This window comes from Mesorhizobium sp. M0408, from assembly GCF_040321495.1.
Lineage (GTDB): Bacteria > Pseudomonadota > Alphaproteobacteria > Rhizobiales > Rhizobiaceae > Mesorhizobium.
Map to the genome: position 1 here is coordinate 153,079 of NZ_JAMYRO010000012.1, position 21,882 is coordinate 174,960.

23 protein-coding genes are annotated in these 21,882 nt (G+C 63.2%); 12 read left to right on the forward strand and 11 right to left on the reverse strand.

Going from position 1 to position 21,882, the window contains the following annotated elements; genetic code table 11:
• Positions 1-2 precede the first annotated feature (2 nt).
• A complete protein-coding gene (locus NKI67_RS16430; protein WP_352645991.1) occupies positions 3-1,229 on the reverse strand; it encodes an AI-2E family transporter in 1,227 nt (408 codons plus the stop codon).
• Complete coding sequence (locus NKI67_RS16435; protein ID WP_023677645.1) at positions 1,201-1,758, reverse strand: CDP-alcohol phosphatidyltransferase family protein; 558 nt, start codon at positions 1,756-1,758, stop codon at positions 1,201-1,203. Before NKI67_RS16435 ends, NKI67_RS16430 begins: the two co-directional genes overlap by 29 nt.
• A 200-nt stretch (positions 1,759-1,958) precedes the next feature.
• Between NKI67_RS16435 and NKI67_RS16440 the strand changes: the two genes are divergently transcribed.
• The 7 genes from NKI67_RS16440 to NKI67_RS16470 all read left to right on the forward strand — a co-directional run bounded on the left by NKI67_RS16440 (position 1,959) and on the right by NKI67_RS16470 (position 6,703).
• A complete protein-coding gene (locus tag NKI67_RS16440) occupies positions 1,959-2,609 on the forward strand; it encodes a glutathione S-transferase family protein (protein WP_352645993.1) in 651 nt (216 codons plus the stop codon).
• A gap of 133 nt (positions 2,610-2,742) precedes the next feature.
• Complete coding sequence (locus tag NKI67_RS16445) at positions 2,743-3,375, forward strand: hypothetical protein (protein ID WP_352645995.1); 633 nt, start codon at positions 2,743-2,745, stop codon at positions 3,373-3,375.
• A 134-nt stretch (positions 3,376-3,509) separates the two neighbouring features.
• Positions 3,510-3,917 carry a hypothetical protein gene (locus NKI67_RS16450; RefSeq protein WP_156937368.1) on the forward strand — a complete coding sequence of 136 codons (408 nt, stop codon included), beginning with the start codon at positions 3,510-3,512 and terminating at the stop codon, positions 3,915-3,917.
• A gap of 109 nt (positions 3,918-4,026) precedes the next feature.
• The gene (gene purM, locus NKI67_RS16455; protein WP_023677649.1) at positions 4,027-5,091 is read left to right on the forward strand and encodes a phosphoribosylformylglycinamidine cyclo-ligase; all 1,065 of its coding nucleotides are present in this window, start codon (positions 4,027-4,029) and stop codon (positions 5,089-5,091) included.
• Positions 5,088-5,795 carry a phosphoribosylglycinamide formyltransferase gene (gene purN, locus NKI67_RS16460; RefSeq protein WP_023677650.1) on the forward strand — a complete coding sequence of 236 codons (708 nt, stop codon included), beginning with the start codon at positions 5,088-5,090 and terminating at the stop codon, positions 5,793-5,795. The genes purM and purN overlap by 4 nt, the downstream gene beginning before the upstream one ends.
• A gap of 50 nt (positions 5,796-5,845) precedes the next feature.
• Positions 5,846-6,178: a hypothetical protein gene (locus NKI67_RS16465; protein ID WP_023677651.1), complete on the forward strand. Its 333-nt coding sequence runs from the start codon at positions 5,846-5,848 to the stop codon at positions 6,176-6,178.
• A 9-nt stretch (positions 6,179-6,187) separates the two neighbouring features.
• A complete protein-coding gene (locus NKI67_RS16470; protein WP_352645997.1) occupies positions 6,188-6,703 on the forward strand; it encodes a SixA phosphatase family protein in 516 nt (171 codons plus the stop codon).
• A gap of 110 nt (positions 6,704-6,813) precedes the next feature.
• Here NKI67_RS16470 and NKI67_RS16475 read toward each other — a convergent pair whose 3' ends face one another.
• The 7 genes from NKI67_RS16475 to NKI67_RS16505 all read right to left on the reverse strand — a co-directional run bounded on the left by NKI67_RS16475 (position 6,814) and on the right by NKI67_RS16505 (position 15,933).
• Positions 6,814-7,086 (reverse strand): DUF680 domain-containing protein, encoded by a 273-nt coding sequence (locus NKI67_RS16475; RefSeq protein ID WP_023677653.1) that lies wholly within the window; start codon positions 7,084-7,086, stop codon positions 6,814-6,816.
• A gap of 275 nt (positions 7,087-7,361) precedes the next feature.
• Positions 7,362-7,601 (reverse strand): DUF680 domain-containing protein, encoded by a 240-nt coding sequence (locus tag NKI67_RS16480; protein WP_023677654.1) that lies wholly within the window; start codon positions 7,599-7,601, stop codon positions 7,362-7,364.
• A 378-nt stretch (positions 7,602-7,979) separates the two neighbouring features.
• A complete protein-coding gene (locus NKI67_RS16485; protein WP_502909345.1) occupies positions 7,980-10,181 on the reverse strand; it encodes a cation:proton antiporter domain-containing protein in 2,202 nt (733 codons plus the stop codon).
• 170 nt (positions 10,182-10,351) lie between these two features.
• The gene (locus NKI67_RS16490) at positions 10,352-11,050 is read right to left on the reverse strand and encodes a DUF2270 domain-containing protein (RefSeq protein ID WP_352622363.1); all 699 of its coding nucleotides are present in this window, start codon (positions 11,048-11,050) and stop codon (positions 10,352-10,354) included.
• Positions 11,051-11,106: 56 nt separating this feature from the next.
• Complete coding sequence (locus tag NKI67_RS16495) at positions 11,107-13,215, reverse strand: molybdopterin-containing oxidoreductase family protein (protein ID WP_352646000.1); 2,109 nt, start codon at positions 13,213-13,215, stop codon at positions 11,107-11,109.
• Positions 13,216-13,427: 212 nt separating this feature from the next.
• The gene (locus NKI67_RS16500; RefSeq protein ID WP_352646002.1) at positions 13,428-15,305 is read right to left on the reverse strand and encodes an ABC-F family ATP-binding cassette domain-containing protein; all 1,878 of its coding nucleotides are present in this window, start codon (positions 15,303-15,305) and stop codon (positions 13,428-13,430) included.
• A gap of 448 nt (positions 15,306-15,753) precedes the next feature.
• A complete protein-coding gene (locus NKI67_RS16505; protein WP_023677659.1) occupies positions 15,754-15,933 on the reverse strand; it encodes a hypothetical protein in 180 nt (59 codons plus the stop codon).
• A gap of 132 nt (positions 15,934-16,065) precedes the next feature.
• On the opposite strand from NKI67_RS16505, the gene NKI67_RS16510 reads away from it, so the two are divergent.
• From NKI67_RS16510 to NKI67_RS16520, 3 genes are all read left to right on the forward strand, one after another.
• Positions 16,066-16,239: a hypothetical protein gene (locus NKI67_RS16510; RefSeq protein ID WP_023677660.1), complete on the forward strand. Its 174-nt coding sequence runs from the start codon at positions 16,066-16,068 to the stop codon at positions 16,237-16,239.
• A 93-nt stretch (positions 16,240-16,332) separates the two neighbouring features.
• Positions 16,333-18,414 carry an ATP-dependent helicase gene (locus NKI67_RS16515; protein ID WP_352646004.1) on the forward strand — a complete coding sequence of 694 codons (2,082 nt, stop codon included), beginning with the start codon at positions 16,333-16,335 and terminating at the stop codon, positions 18,412-18,414.
• A gap of 164 nt (positions 18,415-18,578) precedes the next feature.
• The gene (locus NKI67_RS16520; protein ID WP_023677662.1) at positions 18,579-18,881 is read left to right on the forward strand and encodes a DUF982 domain-containing protein; all 303 of its coding nucleotides are present in this window, start codon (positions 18,579-18,581) and stop codon (positions 18,879-18,881) included.
• 60 nt (positions 18,882-18,941) lie between these two features.
• On the opposite strand, the gene NKI67_RS16525 is transcribed toward NKI67_RS16520, so the two are convergent.
• Both NKI67_RS16525 and NKI67_RS16530 read right to left on the reverse strand, forming a co-directional pair.
• The gene (locus NKI67_RS16525; RefSeq protein ID WP_156937369.1) at positions 18,942-19,241 is read right to left on the reverse strand and encodes a hypothetical protein; all 300 of its coding nucleotides are present in this window, start codon (positions 19,239-19,241) and stop codon (positions 18,942-18,944) included.
• 14 nt (positions 19,242-19,255) lie between these two features.
• Positions 19,256-19,768 (reverse strand): DinB family protein, encoded by a 513-nt coding sequence (locus NKI67_RS16530; RefSeq protein WP_352457652.1) that lies wholly within the window; start codon positions 19,766-19,768, stop codon positions 19,256-19,258.
• Positions 19,769-19,845: 77 nt separating this feature from the next.
• On the opposite strand from NKI67_RS16530, the gene NKI67_RS16535 reads away from it, so the two are divergent.
• Together NKI67_RS16535 and bluB are read left to right on the forward strand one after the other, a co-directional pair.
• Positions 19,846-20,577, forward strand: coding sequence for a glutathione S-transferase family protein (locus NKI67_RS16535; protein WP_023677665.1), 732 nt, complete (start codon positions 19,846-19,848; stop codon positions 20,575-20,577).
• A 542-nt stretch (positions 20,578-21,119) separates the two neighbouring features.
• Entirely contained in the window at positions 21,120-21,755 is a 636-nt protein-coding gene (gene bluB, locus NKI67_RS16540) for a 5,6-dimethylbenzimidazole synthase (protein ID WP_023677667.1), read from the forward strand.
• The last annotated feature ends 127 nt before the right edge of the window (positions 21,756-21,882 follow it).

A 21,882-nucleotide genomic window follows, 5' to 3' on the forward strand; every position in this document is an offset into this window, starting at 1 on the left:
GCTCAACCGCGCGCGCCCCCGCGGCGCCGCACCTGCAGCGGCGGCACCGGCTCGTCGGCATGGCCCTTGTAGAGCGGCGATTCCAGATAGCGGGCGATGGCGAAACGCACCAGAACGGCAACGGCGGCGGAAGCCGGCACGGCAATCAGCAGGCCGACGAAGCCGAACAGCGCGCCGAAGGCAAACAGCGCAAACATCAGCCATACCGGATGCAGGCCAACGCTTTTGCCGACCAGCCTGGGCTGCAGGATGTTGCCCTCGATGAACTGGCCGACGAAGAACACACCGGCCACCGCCGCGATCATGGTCCAGTCTGGCCAGAACTGGACGAAGGCGACGCCGACGGCCAGCACCAGGCCGGTCAGCGAGCCGACATAGGGGATGAAGGAGATCAGCCCGGCGAACAGACCGATGAGGATGCCGAAATTCAGGCCCGTCAGTGTCAGGCCGGTGGCGTACATGGCGCCGAGCACCAGGCACAGCGTGCCCTGTCCGCGCACGAAGCCGGCGGTTGCCGTGTTGATGTCCCTGGCGATCGTCCTGACGGTCTTGACGTAATCGCGCGGCACCCAGCTGTCGACGATTGTCACCATGCGGTCCCAGTCGAGCAGCATGTAGAAGGCGACGACCGGCGTCACCACGAACAGGCTGACCACCGAGACCAGCGCCACGCCGGAGCTCCAGATCGAGGTGAAGACGGTGGTCAGGAGGCCGAAGCCGGAGGTCAGCAGCGAGTTCAGGCCTTCGCGCAGGCCGTTGGCGTCGACGCCGAATTTCTCTTCCAGCCATTTCGGGTCGAAGCTGGTGATCAGGCCCTGCAGCCGGGTCAGATAGTCCGGCAGCTTGCTGGCGAAATCAGCCATCTGCGAGGCGAGCACCGGAACCAGGATGACGACGGCCAGCACCAGGACGACGATGAAGGCGATGAGGATGACCACCGTTGCCATCAGCCTGGACAGGCCGAGCCGCTCCAGCCGGTCGGCCACAGGATCGAGGAAATAGGCGAGCACCATGCCGGCGACGAACGGCAGAAGGATGCCGCTGAAGACATAGAGGAAGACGGCGAGGATGATGGCGCTGACCAGCCAGAAGCGGATCTGGCGGCGAAACGACGCCGATGCCGCAGCCTCCGCTGCCGCGGCTTCGGCCTCGGCGTCGATGGACCGTTCGTCAGGTGCCCGGTGGTCAGGTGCCCCGTGTTCAGGTGCCGGGTGTGGAGCCTTCGCCATAGCCGCTCATATGCCTCAGCCAAGCCACGAGATAGGCCGCGGCCGAAGCCACGGTCAAGACCCCGGACAGCAATATGAGGGCCGGCCTCAGCGGATCGAGACGGATGTCGAAGGCGAGTTCGCCCAACACCACTGCCGCCAGCACGATCTGGATCGCGGTGTTGGCCTTCGACACCAGGAGCGGCTTCATCTCGACCGGATGCGCCATGACGGTGGATAAAAGCACGGCGCAGACGATCAGTGCGTCGCGCGACACCATGGTAACGACCAGCCACAGCGGCAGTTCGCCGCTGAAGCCCAGGACCACGAAAACCGAGACCAGCAGCAGCTTGTCGGCCATCGGATCGAGATAGGCGCCGAGCCTAGAAAACTGGTTGAAATGACGGGCGATGAAGCCGTCGACGCCGTCGGAAATGCCGGCAATGAGGAAGCCGGCAAACGCCCAGTCCCAGCGTTCCTGCAGCATGGCCAGCACCACGGCCGGCACCAGCACGAAGCGCATGATCGTGATCATGTTGGGGATGGTCAAACGCATATCCCGTCGCTCTTGTTTGTCGATACATGATGGAGATGGAGGGTTACGGCAAGTGAGAAGCGACACAGAAGCTGCCAATCTCCCCACGAGGGCGCCAGCAATGAAATAGGTCAAGACCGATGTCGATTTCGGGGAGGCTCATTCGTCTCACGATAGGAAGCCGAGGAAATTTGCCCAGCGAGGAAACGGACGCGATGACAATCACTATCACAGCATTTGAACGATCGCCCGATGGCGGCAAGGGACTGGCGCGCGATACGCGCGTTCGCTGGGCGCTCGAAGAAGTGGGGCAGCCGTATGAGGTTCGTCTTGTTTCCTTCGCAGAAATGAAGGCGCCTGGCCATCTGGCCATCCATCCCTTCGGCCAGATCCCCACCTATGAGGAAGGTTCTCTCTCGCTGTTCGAAACCGGCTCGATCGTCTTTCACCTTGCTGAGCAGCATGCGGGATTGCTGCCGAAGGATCGCAATGCCCGCGCGCGTGCGATCACGTGGATGTTTGCCGCACTTAACACCGTCGAGCCGCCGATCCTCGAATTAACGACGGCAAGAATATTCGAACGTGACAAGCCTTGGAGCGAGGAGCGCTTGCCGTTGGTAAAGGACCGTGTTCGCGCTCGGCTGGACAAACTCTCGGCCCACTTGGGCGTCGCCGACTGGCTCGATGATACGTTCAGCGCAGGCGATTTATTGATGGTATCGGTGCTGCTGCGACTAAGAATGTCAGGCATTTTGGACGAATATCAAAACTTGGCTGCCTATGTAGCGCGCGGGGAAGCTCGGCCGGCTTATATCCGGGCTTTCGCCGCGCAATTTGCAATCAACGCAGAGGGGCGTGAAGAATAGCCAGCGTTGAACCAACCAAATGGAAGCGAGCCCGAAGCGCGCTATCCTTTGGCCGTTAGGAAACAAGGCGCGCTGTGGATGGACTAATAGGGCGCTAGCAAGGCACGATGCGCAACAGAGAGGGAGTGGAACCTTGTCTTTGGCCGTTGGCGAAGCGCGTAAGTATCTCGATACGTTCATGACGGGACATGGCTTTCGCCGCATCCGGAAAGGCGTCTTCGAAGTCGACCGGAGCGACGATATCAGCCTGATTCTCGAAGAGGCCTTTACTGCAAGCCATGGCGATGTTCATTTGAACATGCTCGTTTACCTGGACTTTCTTACCGTCAGGCCGTTGCTTGAAAGGCTGTACGGCAAAAAATGGATCTGGCCCGGACTGTCGCAGTTTCATCCTGAAACGATATTTAACAATGAGCTGAAAGCTTATGCTCGTTACTTCGAGCACCTTGACCAGACGAACATAGATAGGTTGCTGGGGAAATATGTCGAGCTGGCGCGACGGATCAGGGCTCAGAACCCGGACCTCACCAGTTACGTCGCCGGACATAGCGAGTTGCTCGACAAACCTTACGAATTCACACAGCCCTTCGCAGTTCGAATCCTCGCGCTGATTGCCTGCGAAATCGAACTCGGGCACTACGAGAGGGTGAGGCAGGCCGTGCACTGGATCCGAACGAACAATAGCGGAATAGCGCTGAGCAGCTATGCCAAGGCACAACTCGACCGCGTCGACATGGTTCTGGCGGAACGAGAGGGGCGTCCATAAGGGGGCACCTTGGGCGACTGTCCACTCCTTTGTCGAGCCAAGACCGTCTGATCCCGCCGTCATCCTTGCGAGGTGCGGCCGTTCATGCGAAGAGCCCGTGAAGCGACAGCCTATTTCCCCACTGCTGAATGACGATGGCGCAGAGAATCACAATCGCTTGGCGAGTAACGCTTTGTTATCTGGCCGGACTGACGGAAAGTCTTTTGGTCTTCGCATTTTTCGGAGCCTCGCACCGCAACGTGGCAGCGCAGGATCTTCTTTCGACCTTCGCTCTTTATCTGGCCGTAGGCGTGGTCGTCTCTTGGCCCCTCTGGCTGACCGCCGCTGTCGTCGCGTTCGTTTTCTCAAGGTCAGTCGCTGCAAATCCAGGTCTGTGGACTGCCGCGGCGGCTTTGATCGCCGCCGGCTTCTCGTATGGGACCCTGCCCTTCGACGGTGAGATCAGGTCTCTTGCCACCGTCGGAGGCCTCGCCGCAATTCTGGCAGGGATTTCTTTTTACTGTTGGAGTGTATCACGCCCGGTTCCGCCGTTATCCAACTGAAACACCATCATCGCGCGCTTGCCTTGCGGGGCAAAACCGTTCATGCGAAGAGCCCGCACGCGAGTGAAAACAGCGACAGGCAAGCGCAACAGATGAGCAGGCGCCGGAAATGAGCAAGCGCAAGAACGGGCTCACCTATGCCGAAGCGGGCGTCGACATCGATGCCGGCAACCTCATGGTCGAGAAGATCAAGCCGCTGGTGCGCGCCACCCGCCGGCCGGGCGCCGATGGCGAGATCGGCGGCTTCGGCGGCCTGTTCGACCTCAAGGCAGCCGGCTTCACCGATCCGGTGCTGGTCGCCGCCAATGACGGCGTCGGCACCAAGCTGAAGATCGCCATCGACGCCGGCAAGCATGACACGATTGGCATCGACCTCGTCGCCATGTGCGTCAACGACATCGTCGTGCAGGGCGCCGAGCCGCTGTTCTTCCTCGACTATTTCGCCACCGGCAAGCTCGATCCCGACCAGGGTGCTTCGATCGTCGGCGGCATCGCCGAGGGCTGCCGGCAGGCCGGTTGCGCGCTGATCGGCGGCGAGACGGCGGAAATGCCCGGCATGTATCACGACAAGGATTATGACCTTGCCGGCTTTGCCGTCGGTGCCGCCGAACGCGGCCAGCTGCTGCCGACCGACGACATCGTCGAAGGCGACGTGCTGCTCGGCCTCGCCTCGTCGGGCCTGCATTCGAACGGCTTTTCGCTGGTCCGCCGCATCGTCGCCGTAAGCGGCCTTGGCTGGGGCGATCCGGCGCCGTTCAATGACGAGGCGACGCTGGCGGAGGCGCTGCTCGAGCCGACGCGCATCTACGTCAAGTCGATCCTCAAGGCGATCCGCAACACACATGGCATCAAGGCGCTGGCCCATATCACTGGCGGCGGCTTTCCCGAAAATATCCCGCGCGTTCTGCCCAAGGATTTTTCGGCCGAGCTCGATCTCGGCGCCATCGAGGTGCCGCCGGTGTTCTCGTGGCTGGCCAAGACCGGCGGCGTCGCGCCGGAAGAGATGATGCGCACCTTCAATTGCGGCATCGGCATGATCCTGGTCGTCGCCTCCGGCCAGGCGGCGCAGGTCGCTGCCGTTCTGCAGGAGGCCGGCGAGACGGTGACGCCGATCGGCCAGATCGTGCCGCGCCGCGATGCCGGCGTCATCTATCGGGGCTCGATTGGCCTATGACCAGGAAACGGACGGTCGTACTGATCTCGGGGCGCGGCTCCAACATGACGGCGCTGGTTGCGGCGGCGAGCAACCCGGCCTATCCGGCCGAGATCGTCGGCGTCATCTCCGACCGCGCCAATGCCGCCGGCCTTGGCATCGCCGCGGCGCGCGGCATCGCCACCAGAGTGATTTCGCGCTCCGACTATGCCAGCAAGCAAGCGCATGACGAGGCGATCGATGCGGCCCTCTTGTCGTTCGGCGCCCAGATCGTCGCGCTGGCCGGCTATATGCGCATCCTCGGCGCGCGCTTCGTCGAGAAGTGGCAGGGCCGCATGATCAATATCCACCCTGCCCTGCTGCCTGCCTTCAAGGGGCTGGATACGCATGCGCGGGCCCTCCGCGCAGGCATGCGCATCCATGGCTGCACGGTGCATTTCGTCACGCTCGACATGGATGACGGGCCGATCATCGCCCAGGCCGCCGTGCCGGTGATGGTTGGCGACAATGAGGATACGCTGGCCGCGCGCGTGCTCAAGGCCGAGCACCAACTTTATCCGCTGGCGTTGGGCCTTGTCGCCGAAGGCAAGGCGCGAATGGAAGGCGGCCGCACGGTGTTTTCGCGCTTCGCCGACGATGCCGACAACGCCACGTCAGTGGTGATCGCGCCCGACCCGCTGCGCGAAGAGACCGATCTCGAGCATCTGGCACGGATCACGCCGTAAGGGTCCGCGGAAACGGCCAATTAATCGCCGGGGAATGACAGAATAGATCAATGGACGTTTTCGACAGCGCGATCCGGACAAAGCGTGATCTCGCCGGCGTCTTCGAGTACGACGAGGCGGGCGATCCGAAAAGTGCCACGGCATATTTTTATCTCTGTCGGATCGAGGACGGACGAGTAGGTCCCGTCGTCGGTGCAATTCACGTTCGATCGGGCGATTGGGCCATCACTGAAGCAGACATTTTGGTCAGATGGGATAAAGATGAACGGCGTGTAGGCCTGTTCATCTTTGGTGCACTTTGGGCGAGTTTTGATACCGTCACAGGTGCAAGACATGGCGGCGGATATGGGAAAGACTTTCAGCCCGACATCCCTTGGACTTGAGTTGAATCCATGAAGCAACTGCTGCTCCTGCGTCACGCCAAGTCGAGTTGGGACGATCCCGACCTCATCGACTTCGACCGGCCGCTGTCCGCGCGCGGGCTGAAGGCAGCACCACTGGTCGGGCGCGAACTGGCCCGGCGCGGCTGGCTGCCGGAGCTGGCGCTGGTGTCGCCGGCGCTGCGCACCCGCGACACGTGGCGGCTGATCTCGGCGGAATTGCCGGCGAAGGTGCAGGCCAAATCTGCCCAGGCGCTTTACGAGGCAGCGGCGGCGGACATCCTCGCCAAGGTGCGGCAAGTGAAGGCGGGGACCGGAACGCTGCTGGTGCTTGGCCACAATCCCGGGTTGGAGGAGTTCGCGCGCGGTCTTGCCGGGGCTGGATCTGATGAAGCGGCGCTGAAAAAACTGGCGGAAAAATACCCCACCGCGGCCCTGGCTCGGTTCGACGTCGATGGCGATTGGGCCGGTCTCACCTTCGGCAGCGCCCGGCTGACGCACTGCATTTGGCCGAAGGATCTGCGTTAGGGATTTACCAACAGGCCCGGGGATCGCCGATCCTTTCGACCGACCGGGCTTTGCCCAAACAAAAACGGCGGGCCAAGCCCGCCGCTCTTCGTGCTCCGGGGTTTGAGGAACTATCGGCCCCAGTTGCCCCGGCCAGATTGGGGCACTACGGGTTGATCCGTGCCGAACCGGGTCGTCGCCTCGGTGTCGACGGCGTTGTGCTCGGTCGTCAGCGGCTTGCGGATGGAACCGGTAAACCCGCTGTCGATGGTGCCGACAGGCGCGTTGCCAACAGCCGCGGCCGGCTGGTTGACGCCGTCCGAACCATAGTGATCACTGCCTGCAAAGGCGCTGCCCGTGGCGACGAGGACGATGGTGGCGACGGTAAGAGCAATCTTGGTCATTTCAGGTACTCCAGTGTACTGGTCATTCGTGAGTTGTCGTTGCTTTCGACGCATTCGAGATGAGAGCGCTGTCCGCGCCGACGAATACGCACCCGGCTTTTCCGATGTGCACGTTGCTGGACGATTTCAGCAACCGAGATTGTGGCTACAGATGAAACCTGCAAATCAAAGTATTCGATTGGCGCAGGATGCTATTCGGCGCACACGCCCGTTGATACGCGAAAGCAAGAGTAGCGGGCCAAGCCCGCCGCTCTTTGTGGTGCGGGCCGTGATAATCAGCGGCCCCAGATGCCTTGGCCGGATTCAGGCGCCACCGACTCGGAGGTTATCTTGGCACCGGTATGCTCGGAAGTAACTGGCTTGCGGATCGAACCGGTGAAGGTGTTGTCGACGTTGGCAGCAGCAGCAGCGGCCGGCTGGTTGACGTTGTCCGAGCCATAATGGTCGCTGCCGGCAAAAGCAGTGCCGGTGGCAACGAGGATGGCGGCGGCGGCGGTAAGAGCGAGCTTGGTCATTTCGGGTACTCCGGTAGTTCTTTGGTCTGTCCGTCAAGTGGCGTGCCTCGGGAGGAATTCGCGTCGCTCGGACCACCCCGAGATGGGTCGGCAAGTCTGTCGTTTCCAATCACGAAAATTTTGTACGGGTGCGCCAAATTGGCCGCTTGAAATTCGACATGCAGCTCCTGGCGCCACAATGTTCTTATTTCTTTTCAACTAGTTATGCGGTCAGTGGTGATTTGCCGCGCGAACATTCTTTGAGCCGGCGTTCACCCTTTCCTGCACTCTCTGTCAACAGAACCGAACCGTTCGGTTCGAGTTCTTTTACGTTTGGCTGATAAGCGCTTTCAGAAGCTCGATCGACATTCCTGCCGACGGATCAATGCGCCGTGAAATTCACGCTGCCAGCTCAGCGCCAGCGGCGTCGTGCTTGGGCCGCGCGCTGGCCAGAAGCACGACGGGGCAGTTGCAGGCGGCTAAAACAGCGCCGGCGGTTTCACCGAAGAACAGGTCCTCACCCGGACGTTGGGTGACGCCCATCACGACGATCGCCGCGCCTTTGGCCGCCTCCCGGGTGATCGCCTTGTCGGGTGTGACGCGGGTATGGAACGCTGTGTCGATATGCAGGCCGTAGCGGCCCGCCAGATCAGCGATGTCTTTCAGGACGGCCTCTTCGCGGCTATGCGACACGGATGTCAATCTTCGGCCCTTGGCTGCCGTTTGCGAGACGTAAAGTATCTTGACCCGCGCCCGGTTTGGACGGGCCAGCGCCAGCGCCAAGTCGGCGGCGCGACGCGCCACTTGGGTACCGTTGACGGGGACGAGAATGCTGGTGCCGGCCTTCAGAGTCGGCATCTTTTCGGCAGCATTGCCACCATTCAGGACCAGGCAAAGCGGGCCGTCAAATCCTCCGGCGATGTCGTTGAGGGCCGGCGCAAAGGCGCCATCGGCGGTCAGCACATTGTCAAGCCCGACCAGCAGCAGGCCGTATCCCTTGCGGGCCTCTTCGGCGATCGTCTCACCGGTGGCTTCCAATTCGGTGCGGGCCGTCAGGTGGACTTTGCCGACAAGCGTATCTTCAATCCGTTTCACCGCCCGGGCGCTTTTTTTTGCACCCTTCTTGATTTCCTTCAGGGTGCGCTCCTGTCCTTTGCTGTCGGTTGGCCTGTCCATTCGGCCGTCCTTCGGCTGAAGCAAGGTGGTGGGCATGCCGCTGCCTCCGCCGACCAGTCCGGCGAGATAGGCGGTGAACTTGCCGATCCTGCTGTCGTCGACCAGCACCAGCAGCCGCTCCAGCCTGGAAATGAAGCCGTATTCGTCCAACGCCTCGCGCTCGACCCGCTGCTGCTCATCGTGCCCAACCGGCAGCCGGCCGAGCGCCCAGCGCAGCATCGGCGGCATGGCCAGCGTGGTGATCACGGCCATGGTAACGATCATGGTGAAGAGATTGTGCGACAGGATGTTCATCGACAGGCCGATGCTGGCGACGATCACCTCGGTCGAGCCGCGCGCGTTCATGGCACTGCCGACGGCGATTGCTTCCTTGAACGACATGCCGGCGAGCCTGGCGCCGATGAACGCGCCGCCAAACTTGCCGATGCTGGCGATGACCACGAGAGCGCCCGTCAGCATGGCAAGGGTTGGATCGGCGAGCACGGTGAGATCGGCGGAAAGCCCCGCCATGCCGAAGAAGATCGGCATGAACAGCGCGGTGATGACGCCGCGAAGCTGGCCTTCGATATGGCTGGAGAGGATGGGCGATTCCCCGACAAGGATACCGGCGACGAACGCCCCCAGCACGGTATGGACGCCTATCATGTTGGTGATCAGCGCCATCACGCCCATGATGATGAGGATCATGGTGATCACCGCAAACTCGCTGCGGAATTGATCGTTGGTCCAGCGGATCAAGGTGAAGACAAGACGGCGGCCAATGGTGAAGGAGAACACCATGAACAGTGCCACGGCGGCGATGGTGGTCACCAGCGGTACGAGCTGCAGCCTGCCATTGGTGGCGATGCCGAAGGTTACGGCGATGACCAGCCAGCCGATCGTGTCCTCGATGATTGCCGAGGAAATAATCACCTGTCCGAGGTTGCGGCGCATGAAGTTCATCTCGCGCACCACCATGGCGACGATCTTGACCGACGAGATCGACAGCGCGGTGCCCAGGAACAGCCCGGCGACGGTACGTTGCGTGGGGTCAGCCAGCAATGCGTCCGGCAGGAACTGCGCCAGCGCGAAACCGCAGATGAAGGGCACCACGACGCCGGTAGCCGAAATGGAAAAACAGGCCGCGCCAACCCGGCGCACCAGCCGCAGGTCCGTCTCCATGCCGGTCAGCAAAAGCAGCATCAGGATGCCGAGCTGCGAGACGGCGTCGATCATGCCCTTTTGCGCAGGATCACTGGGAAAGATCAGGTGCTGGGCCGACGGCCACAGCCAGCCGAACAGCGAAGGACCGAGCAGGATGCCGCCGATCAGTTGGCCCATGATTGCCGGCTGGCCATAACGCTGCAGCACTTCGCCCAGGCCGCGCCCAACAAGCAGCAGAAGCACGATCTCGGCGACGAAAGCGCCTTCGCCCGAACCACCCATGCCGGAGGCCCGGGTACCGACAACGAGCGTCTCCGCTGCCCAGGCCGCGCCCGCGGGGACGAAAGCGCAAACCAGCAGTGTCAGGCTTGAACGTGTCGGAGCCTGCCAAGCCATGAAACCCCCATCGCCCAATGCACGTGTCCAACAACGCGCGACAGGGCGTTGCGTTGCTAGACGTGGACGTCACCGAAGGAGAGTTCGCCGTCGTCGCTCTCTGTCAGAAAGGCTGTCACCAGCAGGCCTGCATAGAGGACGGCGACCAGCACGACGATGGCGCCACCAGGAACGGGACCCAGGGCAGCACTGGCGACGGCCTCACGCATCGACCCGACGAAGCCGATGCGGACGCCTTCGGCCAGAAGACTGGGGGTCGACAGTTTGAGGATCCAGGCCAGCAGCAGAATCAGCAGCATGTAAATGTAATTGCGACGCAGGCGGCGCGCCAAAGCCACGCGTTGCGAAATCAGGAATTTCGGCGCGCGCAGGCTCTCGCCGACGATCAACAGCCAATCGGACGCGAAGTCCGGCTGCGGCGAGAATATCTGCGCGAAATAGTGCCGTTCGAACTGGCGCACGCGAGCCCGATAGAAGTCGAAGAAGCGATATCGGCGGGCCTCTATCCACAGCAGCAGCAGAACAAGCAGCATGGCAAACAGCAACACGCCATGGTGAGCGCTGGCTGTCGAAAGCGAAACGGACAGCATGGCTGCGACAACGGTTATCGCCCAGTTGCTCGTCCGGTCCAGGCGGTCACGCCACCCAGCCATGCGCGCAATCTCGGCGCGATGAAAGTGGGACATCGTGGTTACGAGTTCGCCGGACGACAGTGTCCTTCCGATGGGATCCGGCGCCGGCAACACTTCTGCCATGACAATGCCTCCACCCGCCACGCGAAAACGGCCGGATGGAGATATCGTTCCGACGCTCAATCCGCCGGGCGCAGCCAGACCTTGTTGTCGTGGAAGGCGGCGCCGCCATAGGGCGCCGGCGCATCGGCGCCGGTCAGCACGTTGATGCCCTCGCCGCGCTCATGGGCGCTGTTGGGCCAGATGCCTTCGGCGACGACGACGCCGCGCTTGATGCCGTCGAACAGCTTTGCGTGCAGCACCACTTCGCCACGCTGGTTGCCGACCTCGACACGGCCGCCATCGGCAAGCCCGAGAGCTGCGGCGTCGTCGGGATGCAGCAGCAGTTCCGGCCGCCTCTCCTTGGCTTTGGACACCGGCGTTTCGGCAAAGGTCGAATTGAGGAAATTGCGCGCCGGCGAGGTGGTCAGCCGGAACGGGTGCGCCGCGTCCGCCACCTCGATCAGGTCGACGTGATCGGGAAATTCCGGCAGCCGCTGCACAGGCCCGAAGAGGCCCATGCTTTTCGGCGGCCGGTTGGGCGCTGCCTGCCCGGTCCAGTTGGCGCGGAAATGGAACTTCTTGTCGGCATGGCCGAAGCCGTCGAGGAAATGCGCCGCCTCGAAATCCGGCTGCAGGTCGACCCATTTGTCTTCCTTCAGACTGTCGAAACTGCCCAGCCCGCGCTTGCCCAGGATGATGTCGATGTGCTGCTGTTCTGTCAGGCCGAAGCCCGGCATGTCGGCAACGCCGAGGCGCTTGCCCAACTCCTCGACAACGAAATGGTTGGTGCGCGGGCCTTCCGGCGGGTCGATCAGCTTCGGCCCGAGTGTGATGTGCTGGTTGCCGCCGCCCTTGTAGACGTCGTCATGCTCGAGAAACATCGTCGCCGGCAGCACCACATCGGCGAGCTTGGCGGTGTCGGTCATGAACTGCTCGTGCACGCAGGAAAACAGATCGTCGCGCAGAAAACCTTGCTTCACCAGCCGCTGCTCCGGCGCGACATTGACCGGATTGGTGTTCTGGATCAGCAGCGCCGTCACCGGCGGGCCGCCATAGAGCGCATCCTCAGCCCCGGTCAGCACCGGGCCGATGCGCGAATGGTCGAGATGACGGATCGCGGGGTCGCGCATCCGCGTGCCTTCGAGCAGTTCCTGGTTGAGCTTGAAGATGCCCGAATTGGTATGGAAGGCGCCGCCTCCCTCATACTGCCAGCAGCCGGTGACCGCCGCGATCGAGGCTGCGGCATGCATGTTGACCGAACCGTTACGCTGCCGCGAAAAACCGTAGCCGAGGCGGAAATAGGTCTTCTTCGTCGTGCCGACGAGGCGGGCGAAGGCCTCGATTTCGTCGACGGAAAGCCCGGTGATGTCAGCGGCCCATTGCGGCGTCCGCGTCTTGAGATGCGCTTCCAGACCGTGCGGATCGTCGGTGTATTTTTCCAGATAGGCGCGGTCGGCCATGCCGTCACGGAACAGCACGTGCATCACCGCGCAGGCCAGCGCGCCGTCGGTGCCGGGCTTCAGCACCAGGCCGAGATCGGCCTGCTTCATCGTTGCATTTTCGTAGACGTCGATGACGACGATCTTGGCGCCGCGTTCCTTGCGCGCCTTGATGGCGTGGGTCATGACGTTGACCTGCGTGACCACGGCGTTGGTGCCCCAGATCACCACGCAGTCGGACTTTGCCATTTCGCGCGGGTCGGGGCCGCGCAGCGCGCCGGCGCCCATCATCCAGCCGGTCCAGGCCAGATTGGTGCAGATCGAACCGAAGAAGCCGGAGTATTTCTTGGCGTGCCTGAGCCGCTCGATGCCGTCGCGCTGCACCAGCCCCATGGTGCCGGCATAGTAATAGGGCCAGACCGTCTCCGAGCCGTATTTTGCCTCCGCCGCGATGAATTTTTCAGCGACCAGATCGAGCGCCGCCTCCCAGCTCGCTTCCTTCCAGGCGCCGTCGCCCTTGGCGCCGGCCCGGACCAGCGGCTTCAGCAGGCGGTCGGGATGATGGACGCGATCGGCGTAACGGGCGACCTTGGCGCAGATGACGCCGGCCGTATAGCTGTTGGCCTTGGCGCCATGGACGCGGCCGATGCGCCTGGCGTCGAGCAGCTCGACCTCGAGCGCGCAGGTCGACGGACAATCATGCGGACAGGCCGAATGGCCGATTTTGAGTTTGGCATGCTGATTCATGGGGTCAAACTAGCTGCTTTGGACAACCAGGTGTAGGGCCAGATGACGAGCCAATCTCCCCCCAAGTGGGGGAGATGTCCGGCAGGACAGAGGGGGGCGTGAAGGATCGCAACGTCGTCGGTGTGACTCGCTCTTGATCAAACTCCAACGACCGGCGGCTCCAAATGGCTGTCAGGCTGGCGGGAACCCACGAGCGGGGAGATTACGCTCTCCTACTCCGCCGTGCCTTCCTCGTACTCCGCCGACATCGACAGCCATTTTTCCTCATGGCCGGCCAGCTGTTGCGCAAGTTGTGAGCGCTCCTTGGCCAGCCTTGTCGCGGTCGAGGGGTCCTTTTCGTAGACGGCCGGATTGGCGAGCTCGTCCTCGATCAGGTCGATGCGCTTGCGGAGGCGGTCCATCAGCGCTTCGGTGGCGCGGATTTCCTTGGCCAGCGGCTCGAAGGCGGCGCGGCGCGCGGCTGCATCGCGGCGGCGGTCGGCCTTCGACGCTTTGTCCGCCTCGCGCTTGCCGCGGCGGTCGCCGGAGACGCCGGTGACCAGCGTCTTGTAATCCTCGAGATCGCCGTCATACGGATTAACCGCGCCGTCCTTGACCAGCCACAGCCGGTCGGCGGTCGCTTCGAGCAGATGGCGGTCGTGCGAGATCAGGATGACCGCGCCGGGAAAATCGTTCAGCGCATGGATCAGCGATTCACGGCTGTCGATATCAAGATGGTTGGTCGGCTCGTCGAGGATGAACAGGTTCGGCCCCTCGAAGGCCGACAGGCCCATCAGGAGCCGCGCCTTTTCGCCGCCAGACAGATCCTTGGCGGCGGTATTCATCTTTTCGGTGGTCAGGCCGAACTGGGCGACGCGGCCGCGCACCTTGGATTCCGGCGCCTCCGGCATCAGCCGGCGGACATGCTCATAGGCGTTTTCGTCGGGCCTGAGGTCGTCGAGCTGGTGCTGGGCGAAGATTGCTACCTTCAGCCCGGGCGCCACCGTCATGCTGCCGGTCTCCGGCTTCAGCCGGCTGGCCAAAAGCTTGGCGAAAGTCGACTTGCCGTTGCCGTTGGCGCCGAGCAGCGCGATGCGATCGTCGGCATCGATGCGCAGCGTCATCTTCTTCAGGATCGGCTCGCCCTCGGTGTAGCCGACGTTGACGTTGTTCAGCGCAATGATCGGCGAGGCCACCGACTTCACCGGCTCCGGAAAGGAGAACGGCCGCACCGCGTCGTTCACGATCGCGGCGATCGGCTTCATCTTCTCCAATGCCTTGATGCGCGACTGCGCCTGCCTCGCCTTCGACGCCTTGGCGCGGAAGCGCTCGACGAAGGATTCCATGTGCTTGCGCGCGGCTTCCTGCTTGACGCGGCCCTTCTCCCGCAATTCGCGCTGCTCGGTGTATTGACGCTCGAACTGGTCGTAGCCGCCGCGCCAGAAGGTCAGCTTCTTCTGGTCGAGATGGACGATCGAGTTGACGGCGCGGTTGAGCAGGTCGCGATCGTGCGAAATCAGCAGCACGGTGTGCGGGTATTTCGATACGTAGTTTTCCAGCCACAGCGTGCCTTCGAGATCGAGATAATTGGTCGGCTCGTCGAGCAGCAGCAGATCGGGCTCGGCAAACAACACGGCGGCCAGCGCGACGCGCATGCGCCAGCCGCCGGAGAAGGACGAGGCCGGGCGCCGTTGTGCGGCGTCGTCGAAGCCGAGGCCGGCGAGAATGGTGGCCGCGCGTGACTCGGCCGAGTGCGCATCGATATCGGCCAGCCGCATGTGGATGTCGGCGATGCGGTGCGGATCGGTCGCCGTCTTTTCCTCTTCGAGCAGCGCACTCCGTTCAAGATCGGCCTTGAGCACGATCTCGATCAGCGGCTCCTCGGTGCCCGGCGCTTCCTGCGCCACCTGACCGATGCGCGTGTTCTTGGGCAGGCTGATCGAGCCGGTTTCGGAGGCGAGATCGCCGGTGATCGCCTTGAACAAGGTCGTCTTGCCGGTGCCGTTGCGGCCGACAAGGCCAGCCTTGCTGCCGGCCGGCAAGGTCAGTGAGGCATGGTCGAGAAGCAGGCGTCCGGCCATGCGGAGCGAAAGGTCGTTGATGATCAGCATGGCCGGGCTTTTGCACGGGACAACCATGCTTCGCAAGGGCTTGAGCCCCGGTTCGCCGCATAAGGCGCGAAAACCGGCAAGCAAGTCAGCCCGCCGCGCCGCGACTTCCCGCAAAACGCAAAAAGAACCCGCTATCCTGAGGGGGGACAAGGAGAGCGGGCTCTTTCGTGAACGGCGGCCTTGGGAGCGTCCGATCGACATCCAAACACGCAGGAGCCCGGTTTGTTCCTTGGGAAGAACGAACTATGTGATGAACAAATGCTGCTGTGGCCGGCAGGTTTGTCCACAGGGGCGTGCCGTCTGTACGCTATCGACCATGACGCTGCGGAAAGACTCGGCTATCCTTGGATGTGCGGCGGGCCTGATCTCCGCCTGGCCGGCGCCATCAGCTTCCTCCCAAGCGGCGCCGGCCACCTTCCTTGACCGGCGCCGACGCCATTTGAGGCGGTCATTGTTTCGGCGGCGTGCCGGGCTGATCGCCGCCGGTCGTCGACTTCGGCACCGGATTCTTGTCGACCTGCGGGTTCTGATCGACCGTGTCGCCAGGGGCCTTGGTCGGCTGGATATTGTTGTCGCAACCCGCAACAGTCAGAGCTGCCATAAGCAGCAGGATTGAGCGCTTTTTCATCGCAGTCTCCTCTCGCCCGACAACGAGGCGTCGGCGATTTGGTTGCGCGGCCGGTGTCGTTCCCGCATTCGCCAAGGGGCCTGGGAACAAAATGCCGCGTCTCCGGTTGCTGCACAATCAATGGAGGAAGGCATGATCCGTCTGCTCATCGCCGGGGCAATCGTCTATGTTGCCTATCGCGTCGCCAAGAAAGTGATCGACGAGGTGCCCGACGATTTTGATCCGCTGCTGTTGCCACCGCCACAGGACGATCGCGAGGCGCTGCGGCGGCAATCGGCAAGGATGGGCGTCGAGCCCGAGCGTTAGTCGACAGGCCTGCCCGCAAGGCTTCTCGCTCACGGGCCCTATTCCGGCTCCGCAAACCGTTGCGAACAAAGCAGAAACGATGCTTGATGGGCGATGAACCTCGCCGCCCGTGATTCGTCCTTCCAGCCGGCCTATCTGGCGAAGCTCAACGCCGAGCAGAGGCTTGCCGTCGAACATGGCGACGGCAAGATCGCCGGGCCGTTGCTGGTGATTGCCGGCGCCGGCTCCGGCAAGACCAACACGCTGGCGCACCGGGTCGCGCATCTGATCGTCAGGGGTGCCGACCCGCGCCGCATCCTTTTGATGACATTTTCGCGCCGTGCCGCAGCGGAAATGGCCAAGCGGGTCGAGCGCATCGCCGGCGAGGTGCTGGGGCGCGATGCCTCGGTGATTACCGATGCGCTGAGCTGGGCCGGCACGTTCCACGGCATCGGCGCCAGGCTGCTGCGCGATTATGCGCTGGAGATCGGTCTCGATCCGGCCTTCACCATCCACGATCGCGAGGATTCCGCCGACCTGATGAACCTCGCCCGCCACGAGCTTGGGTTTTCGAAGACCGAAGCCCGCTTCCCGACCAAGGGCACCTGCCTTGCGATCTATTCGCGCGCCGTCAACGCACAGGCGCCGCTCGGCGAGGTGCTGGGTTCGGTGTTCCCGTGGTGCGCCGGCTGGGCCGAACAGCTGAAGCAATTGTTCGCCCGATATGTCGAGGCCAAGCAGGCGCAGAACGTGCTCGATTACGACGACCTGCTGCTCTACTGGGCGCAGATGGCCGGCGAGCCGGAAATCGCCGCGCATCTGGGTGCACGTTTCGACCATGTGCTGGTCGATGAATACCAGGACACCAACCGGCTGCAGGCCTCGATCCTGACGGCGCTCAAGCCCGACGGATCGGGGCTGACGGTGGTCGGCGACGACGCGCAGTCGATCTATTCGTTCCGCGCCGCGGAAGTGCGCAATATCCTGGATTTTCCGAAGCAGTTCGCGCAGCCGGCCGAGGTCGTCATGCTGGAGCGCAACTACCGCTCGACCGAGACCATCCTGGCGGCAGCCAATGCGGTGATCGGCGAAGCGTCGGAACGTTTCACCAAAAATCTCTGGACCGAGCGCAAATCGGCGGAAAAGCCGAAGCTGGTGAGCGTGCGCGACGAGACCGAGCAGGCGAGCTATGTCTGCCAAGCGATACTCACCGAACGCGAGGCCGGCACCGTTCTCAAAGCACAGGCGGTGCTGTTTCGCGCCTCTCACCATAGCGGCCCGCTGGAGATCGAGCTGACGCGCCGCAACATCCCCTTCGTCAAGTTCGGCGGGCTGAAATTCCTCGATGCAGCTCACGTCAAGGACTTGCTGGCCGTACTGCGCTTTGCCGAAAACCCGCGCGACCGCGTCGCCGGCTTTCGCGTGCTGCAACTTCTGCCGGGCATCGGCCCTTCGGCCGCCAATGCGATCGTCGAGACCATGGCAAATTCGCTTGACGAGACGATGGGGCTTGCCCGCTATCGGCCGCCGCAGCGTGCCGCCGACGACTGGCCGGGCTTTGTCGCGCTCTATAGCGGCCTGCGCGCCGGCGCGCAAAAATGGCCGGCCGACATCGAACAGGTCAGGCTCTGGTACGAGCCGCATCTGGAACGTATCCACGAGGATGCAACGACGCGCCGGGCCGATCTCCTGCAGCTCGAGCAGATCGCTTCCGGCTATGCGTCGCGCGAGCGCTTCCTCACCGAGCTGACACTCGATCCGCCGGACGCGACCAGCGACGAGGCCGGCCCGCCGCACCGCGACGAGGATTATCTGATCCTGTCGACGATCCATTCGGCCAAGGGGCAGGAGTGGAAGAACGTCTTCGTGCTCAACACCGTCGACGGCTGCATCCCGATCGATCTCGGCGTCGGCAGCAAGGAGGACGTCGACGAGGAGCGGCGGCTGCTCTACGTGGCGATGACGCGGGCCAAGGACAGCCTGCACCTGGTCATGCCGCATCGCTTTTTCGTCCACGGCCAGGCGGCGCGCGGCGACCGCCATGTCTACGCCTCGCGCACGCGCTTCATCCCGCGCTCTATCCTCGGCGCCTTCGAGCAGGTGGCATGGGCCAGCGTCCAGGCCAGAGACGATCCGCGCCGCCAGCCGCAGGTGCGTGTCGACCTCGGCGCCCGCATGCGCGGCATGTGGAAATAGGCATCCGCCTCGACGTCGGCGCTGCTCGCCCGGCGACCGCTCCCGGAGCCGGCGAAAAAACAATCCCGGCAACATGGAACCTCGCGCCGTGATCCGCGTTTCTGCCCGACCCCCAGACCGGAGAACGGCGTCCGCCGTGACCTCCGCCCATTCGAGAGGCCAGTATGCACGACAGGACGTTTTCCACCCCGGTCGCCCTAACTGTTGGCGCCGGCTACAAGCGTACGATCGCTTCGTTCTCCGAGATGCACGAATTCCTGACCGAGTTCCCGCCTTCGCGCCGCCGGCTGAGCTATGGCGCCGCGGTAAAGGCCTGCGAGGCGGCACGTGCCGGCGATATCTCGGCCGAAGCGGCACGCGACGCCCTGATCACCTTCGCCGTGACGGCAGGCATCCTCTGGCCGGCCGCCCAGCCGGCAGTCTCGGTCAAGCCGGTCGCCCGGGGCCTCGGCGGCTACGCCGCCTGACAAGACTCTTCGTCATCATGGCCGGCCGGATTCCGGTCATCAGTGCTGGCCCGGCGGATCCTAAATCAGCTGCCTTCTGATGCTCATCCGGGTGACCGCGGTCACAAGAATGGCGCCGATCATGAAATAGATGGTCGCGACAATGTCGCCCTGGTGGAAATAATAACCGGAGTTGAGAAGCGCCAGGACCACGGCGAAAAACGCCACAAGGCGCAAGGGTTCATTGGGCATGCGTGCCAATTCTCGCTGTTGCTGCTGAATGCTGCTGAAGCGGCCGCCCTCACGACCGTGCGCTCCATAAAATGTTTTGGCGCGTTTTGCAATCTCGGCAGATCGTCCTCTATCCACCGTCCGCTTCACCAGCCGCCCCAGGTTCAGGCGAAAGCCCTGCCCTCCTCGCTGCGCTGGAACATCGTCAGGTCCAGTCCGAGGCTTGGCTTGCCCAGAATGGTCAGGATCGCATGCGCCTGGCCGCGGTGGTGGGTCTGGTGGTTGAAGAAGTGGTCGAGCGCCGGCGCCAGCCGCTGCGAGACGGTGCGCATATCCGAGACGGTCATGTAGGAGAAGCGGCCCGACAGCGCCTTGTCGCTCAGGCCGTCGACCCAGTCGATGATCCGTTTGTCCTCGGCCTCGCGCGCCAGCCGCAAGCCTGGCAAGGCGCGGTGCAGGATCGTGTCGAGCCTTGCCGGCGCGTCGCCCTCGCCGGTGAAGCGTTTCATCCAGATACGGTCGGCTGCCAGGAGGTGGTTGAGCGTTCCCATCATCGAACCGAAGAAGACGCCGATATTGCGGTCGAACTCTTCCTCATCGAGATCGGCGGCGGCATCGTAGATGCGGCCGTTGGCCCATTGATTGTAGGCCGCAAACATCCTGAAATGCTGTTTCATTCTTCTCTCGACCTGCGAGACCCTGTTTCGCGCGGGTCTGTTTCGGCCATAGTTAGACTGCAAGGACGCTGCCGCCAATGACCATTCTGCTCTACGACCTTGTCGGACGCGACGCCGCCCGCCCGTTCAGCCCACATTGCTGGAAGGCGGCGATGGCGCTGGCTCACAAAGGGCTCGACATCACCAGCGTGCCAACCCGTTTCCTCGAAGTGCCGAAGGTGGAAGGCGGCGTCGCGAAGCTCATTCCGGTGATCCGCGACGGCGAGACGGTGGTCGCCGATTCCTTCGCTATCGCGCTCTATCTCGAGGAGGCCTATCCCGAGCGGCCGACATTGTTTTCCGGCGACGGCGGCAAGGCGACGGCGCGCTTCATCGAACGCTGGTCGCAGCTGACCATCCATCCCTACGTCACCACCGCTGCGATACTGGACCTGCACGCCATGCAGGACGAGGCAAACGCCGCCTATTTCCGGCAGAACCGCGAGCAGCGCTTCGGCAAGCGCCTGGAGGCGGTTTACGCCACCCGCGACGCCGGGCTCGCCGGCTTCCGCGCCTCGCTGGAGCCGCTCCGCTCGATGCTTGGCTATCAGCCCTTCATCGGGGGCCCATCGCCGCTATTTGCCGATTACATCGTTTTCGGCGCGCTGCAATGGGCGCGCATCGCCACGCCCTACCGGCTGCTCGACGACACCGATGTCGTGGCGCAATGGTTCGAACGATGCCTCGATCTGCATGGCGGCTTCGGCCGCACGGTCGCGGCGGCAGCGATCTCCCGCCTTGAGGCAGGGCAATCGCATTTGGATTCTTAACGAAGATGGACCCCCACCCTAACCCTTACCCTAACCCTCCCCACAAGGGGGAGGGAACGCTGCCGCACGCCCTTACTTCCCCTTTTTGCGCCGAAAGGCAGGCAATTTGCCGAGGTCAGTGCCAACGGAAGTCTCCCTCCCCCTTGTGGGGAGGGGTTAGGGGTGGGGGTACATCGTAGGGCGAAAGCCTCGGCTTTCCACCTGCGATAGCCTGCCCCTTGAGGGGTGAAATCGGCAGTTTTCATCGGAGGCGCCACATTTTGTTCTTGCTTTGTGCCGGCAGCTATGCTACTAAACTCGATATGGTGATGATTCGCACCGACGCCCCGCCCGGCCTGCCGAGGCGGGTTTTGTTTTGCCGATCGAGGTCCACGGCGTTGCCGGCAGGGACATCGTCCGGCCTTAGCTGAAAGTTGCCAGCCGGCGAAATGCGACAATGCGGGTAGACGAATTGTCGCTCGAAGCGCCTCATCAGCGCCTGGATCGAAGCAAACAAGACGAACATCCGGCGAACCGGGCAATCACAACAAAGGCAGCGCGCCATGACCGCAAACCCAGATTTCCCGGCCGATTTTCGCGCTGCGCTCGCCAACCTCTTCCTGTGGCGGCGCGACGTCAGGCGATTCAAGCCGACGCCGCTCCCCGATGGAGCGCTGGAGCGGCTGCTCGAGCTTGCCAGCGCCGCACCGTCCGTCGGGCTGAGCCAGCCCTGGCGCTTCGTCGTCGCCGAGAGCGAAGCATGCCGCGCCGCCGTCAGGGCCTGCTTCGAGCGCTGCAACGCGGAGGCACTCCAAAGCTTTTGCGGTGAACGCGCCGCCCTGTATTCGCGCCTGAAGCTTGCCGGCCTGAATGAGGCGCCCTGCCAGCTTGCGGTTTTCGCCGACCGCGCAACCGAGCAAGGGCATGGGCTCGGCCGCCTGACCATGCCAGCCACCATAGACTATTCCGCTGTCATGGCGGTCCACACGATGTGGCTGGCGGCGCGCGCCGAAGGAATAGGCATGGGCTGGGTCTCGATCCTCGATCCGGCTGAGATGGCGACGATCCTGGACGTGGCGCCGGAGTGGACGCTGATCGGTTATTTCTGCGTCGGCTATCCCTCGGAGGAACACAGCGTGCCGGAACTGGAACGGGAAGGCTGGGAGGTCCGGCGCGCTTCGATCGTGATAAGGCGGTAGTGCAACGGCGGCGCTGCCATCCTCTTTGCGCTCCTCCCTTGCAGGGCAGAATGGATATTCTGGATGATTTCGCCGATCGTCAGCATCGCCAACAAGAGACCGTGGCAAGGCCAGTCGCGACGGCCTT

What these genes read in the sequence shown, in the direction of transcription:
- NKI67_RS16520 (WP_023677662.1), top strand. Translation starts at nt 18,579, where the DNA reads ATGCACGACAGGACGTTTTCCACCCCGGTCGCCCTAACTGTTGGCGCC.
- NKI67_RS16475 (WP_023677653.1), bottom strand. Translation starts at nt 7,086, where the DNA reads ATGACCAAGATTGCTCTTACCGTCGCCACCATCGTCCTCGTCGCCACG.
- NKI67_RS16430 (WP_352645991.1), bottom strand. Translation starts at nt 1,229, where the DNA reads ATGGCGAAGGCTCCACACCCGGCACCTGAACACGGGGCACCTGACCAC.
- NKI67_RS16465 (WP_023677651.1), top strand. Translation starts at nt 5,846, where the DNA reads ATGGACGTTTTCGACAGCGCGATCCGGACAAAGCGTGATCTCGCCGGC.
- NKI67_RS16510 (WP_023677660.1), top strand. Translation starts at nt 16,066, where the DNA reads ATGATCCGTCTGCTCATCGCCGGGGCAATCGTCTATGTTGCCTATCGC.
- NKI67_RS16505 (WP_023677659.1), bottom strand. Translation starts at nt 15,933, where the DNA reads ATGAAAAAGCGCTCAATCCTGCTGCTTATGGCAGCTCTGACTGTTGCG.
- NKI67_RS16515 (WP_352646004.1), top strand. Translation starts at nt 16,333, where the DNA reads ATGAACCTCGCCGCCCGTGATTCGTCCTTCCAGCCGGCCTATCTGGCG.
- NKI67_RS16500 (WP_352646002.1), bottom strand. Translation starts at nt 15,305, where the DNA reads ATGCTGATCATCAACGACCTTTCGCTCCGCATGGCCGGACGCCTGCTT.
- purN (WP_023677650.1), top strand. Translation starts at nt 5,088, where the DNA reads ATGACCAGGAAACGGACGGTCGTACTGATCTCGGGGCGCGGCTCCAAC.
- bluB (WP_023677667.1), top strand. Translation starts at nt 21,120, where the DNA reads ATGACCGCAAACCCAGATTTCCCGGCCGATTTTCGCGCTGCGCTCGCC.
- NKI67_RS16495 (WP_352646000.1), bottom strand. Translation starts at nt 13,215, where the DNA reads ATGAATCAGCATGCCAAACTCAAAATCGGCCATTCGGCCTGTCCGCAT.
- NKI67_RS16480 (WP_023677654.1), bottom strand. Translation starts at nt 7,601, where the DNA reads ATGACCAAGCTCGCTCTTACCGCCGCCGCCGCCATCCTCGTTGCCACC.
- NKI67_RS16440 (WP_352645993.1), top strand. Translation starts at nt 1,959, where the DNA reads ATGACAATCACTATCACAGCATTTGAACGATCGCCCGATGGCGGCAAG.
- NKI67_RS16535 (WP_023677665.1), top strand. Translation starts at nt 19,846, where the DNA reads ATGACCATTCTGCTCTACGACCTTGTCGGACGCGACGCCGCCCGCCCG.
- NKI67_RS16530 (WP_352457652.1), bottom strand. Translation starts at nt 19,768, where the DNA reads ATGAAACAGCATTTCAGGATGTTTGCGGCCTACAATCAATGGGCCAAC.
- NKI67_RS16485 (WP_502909345.1), bottom strand. Translation starts at nt 10,181, where the DNA reads ATGGGTGGTTCGGGCGAAGGCGCTTTCGTCGCCGAGATCGTGCTTCTG.
- NKI67_RS16490 (WP_352622363.1), bottom strand. Translation starts at nt 11,050, where the DNA reads ATGGCAGAAGTGTTGCCGGCGCCGGATCCCATCGGAAGGACACTGTCG.
- NKI67_RS16470 (WP_352645997.1), top strand. Translation starts at nt 6,188, where the DNA reads ATGAAGCAACTGCTGCTCCTGCGTCACGCCAAGTCGAGTTGGGACGAT.
- purM (WP_023677649.1), top strand. Translation starts at nt 4,027, where the DNA reads ATGAGCAAGCGCAAGAACGGGCTCACCTATGCCGAAGCGGGCGTCGAC.
- NKI67_RS16450 (WP_156937368.1), top strand. Translation starts at nt 3,510, where the DNA reads ATGGCGCAGAGAATCACAATCGCTTGGCGAGTAACGCTTTGTTATCTG.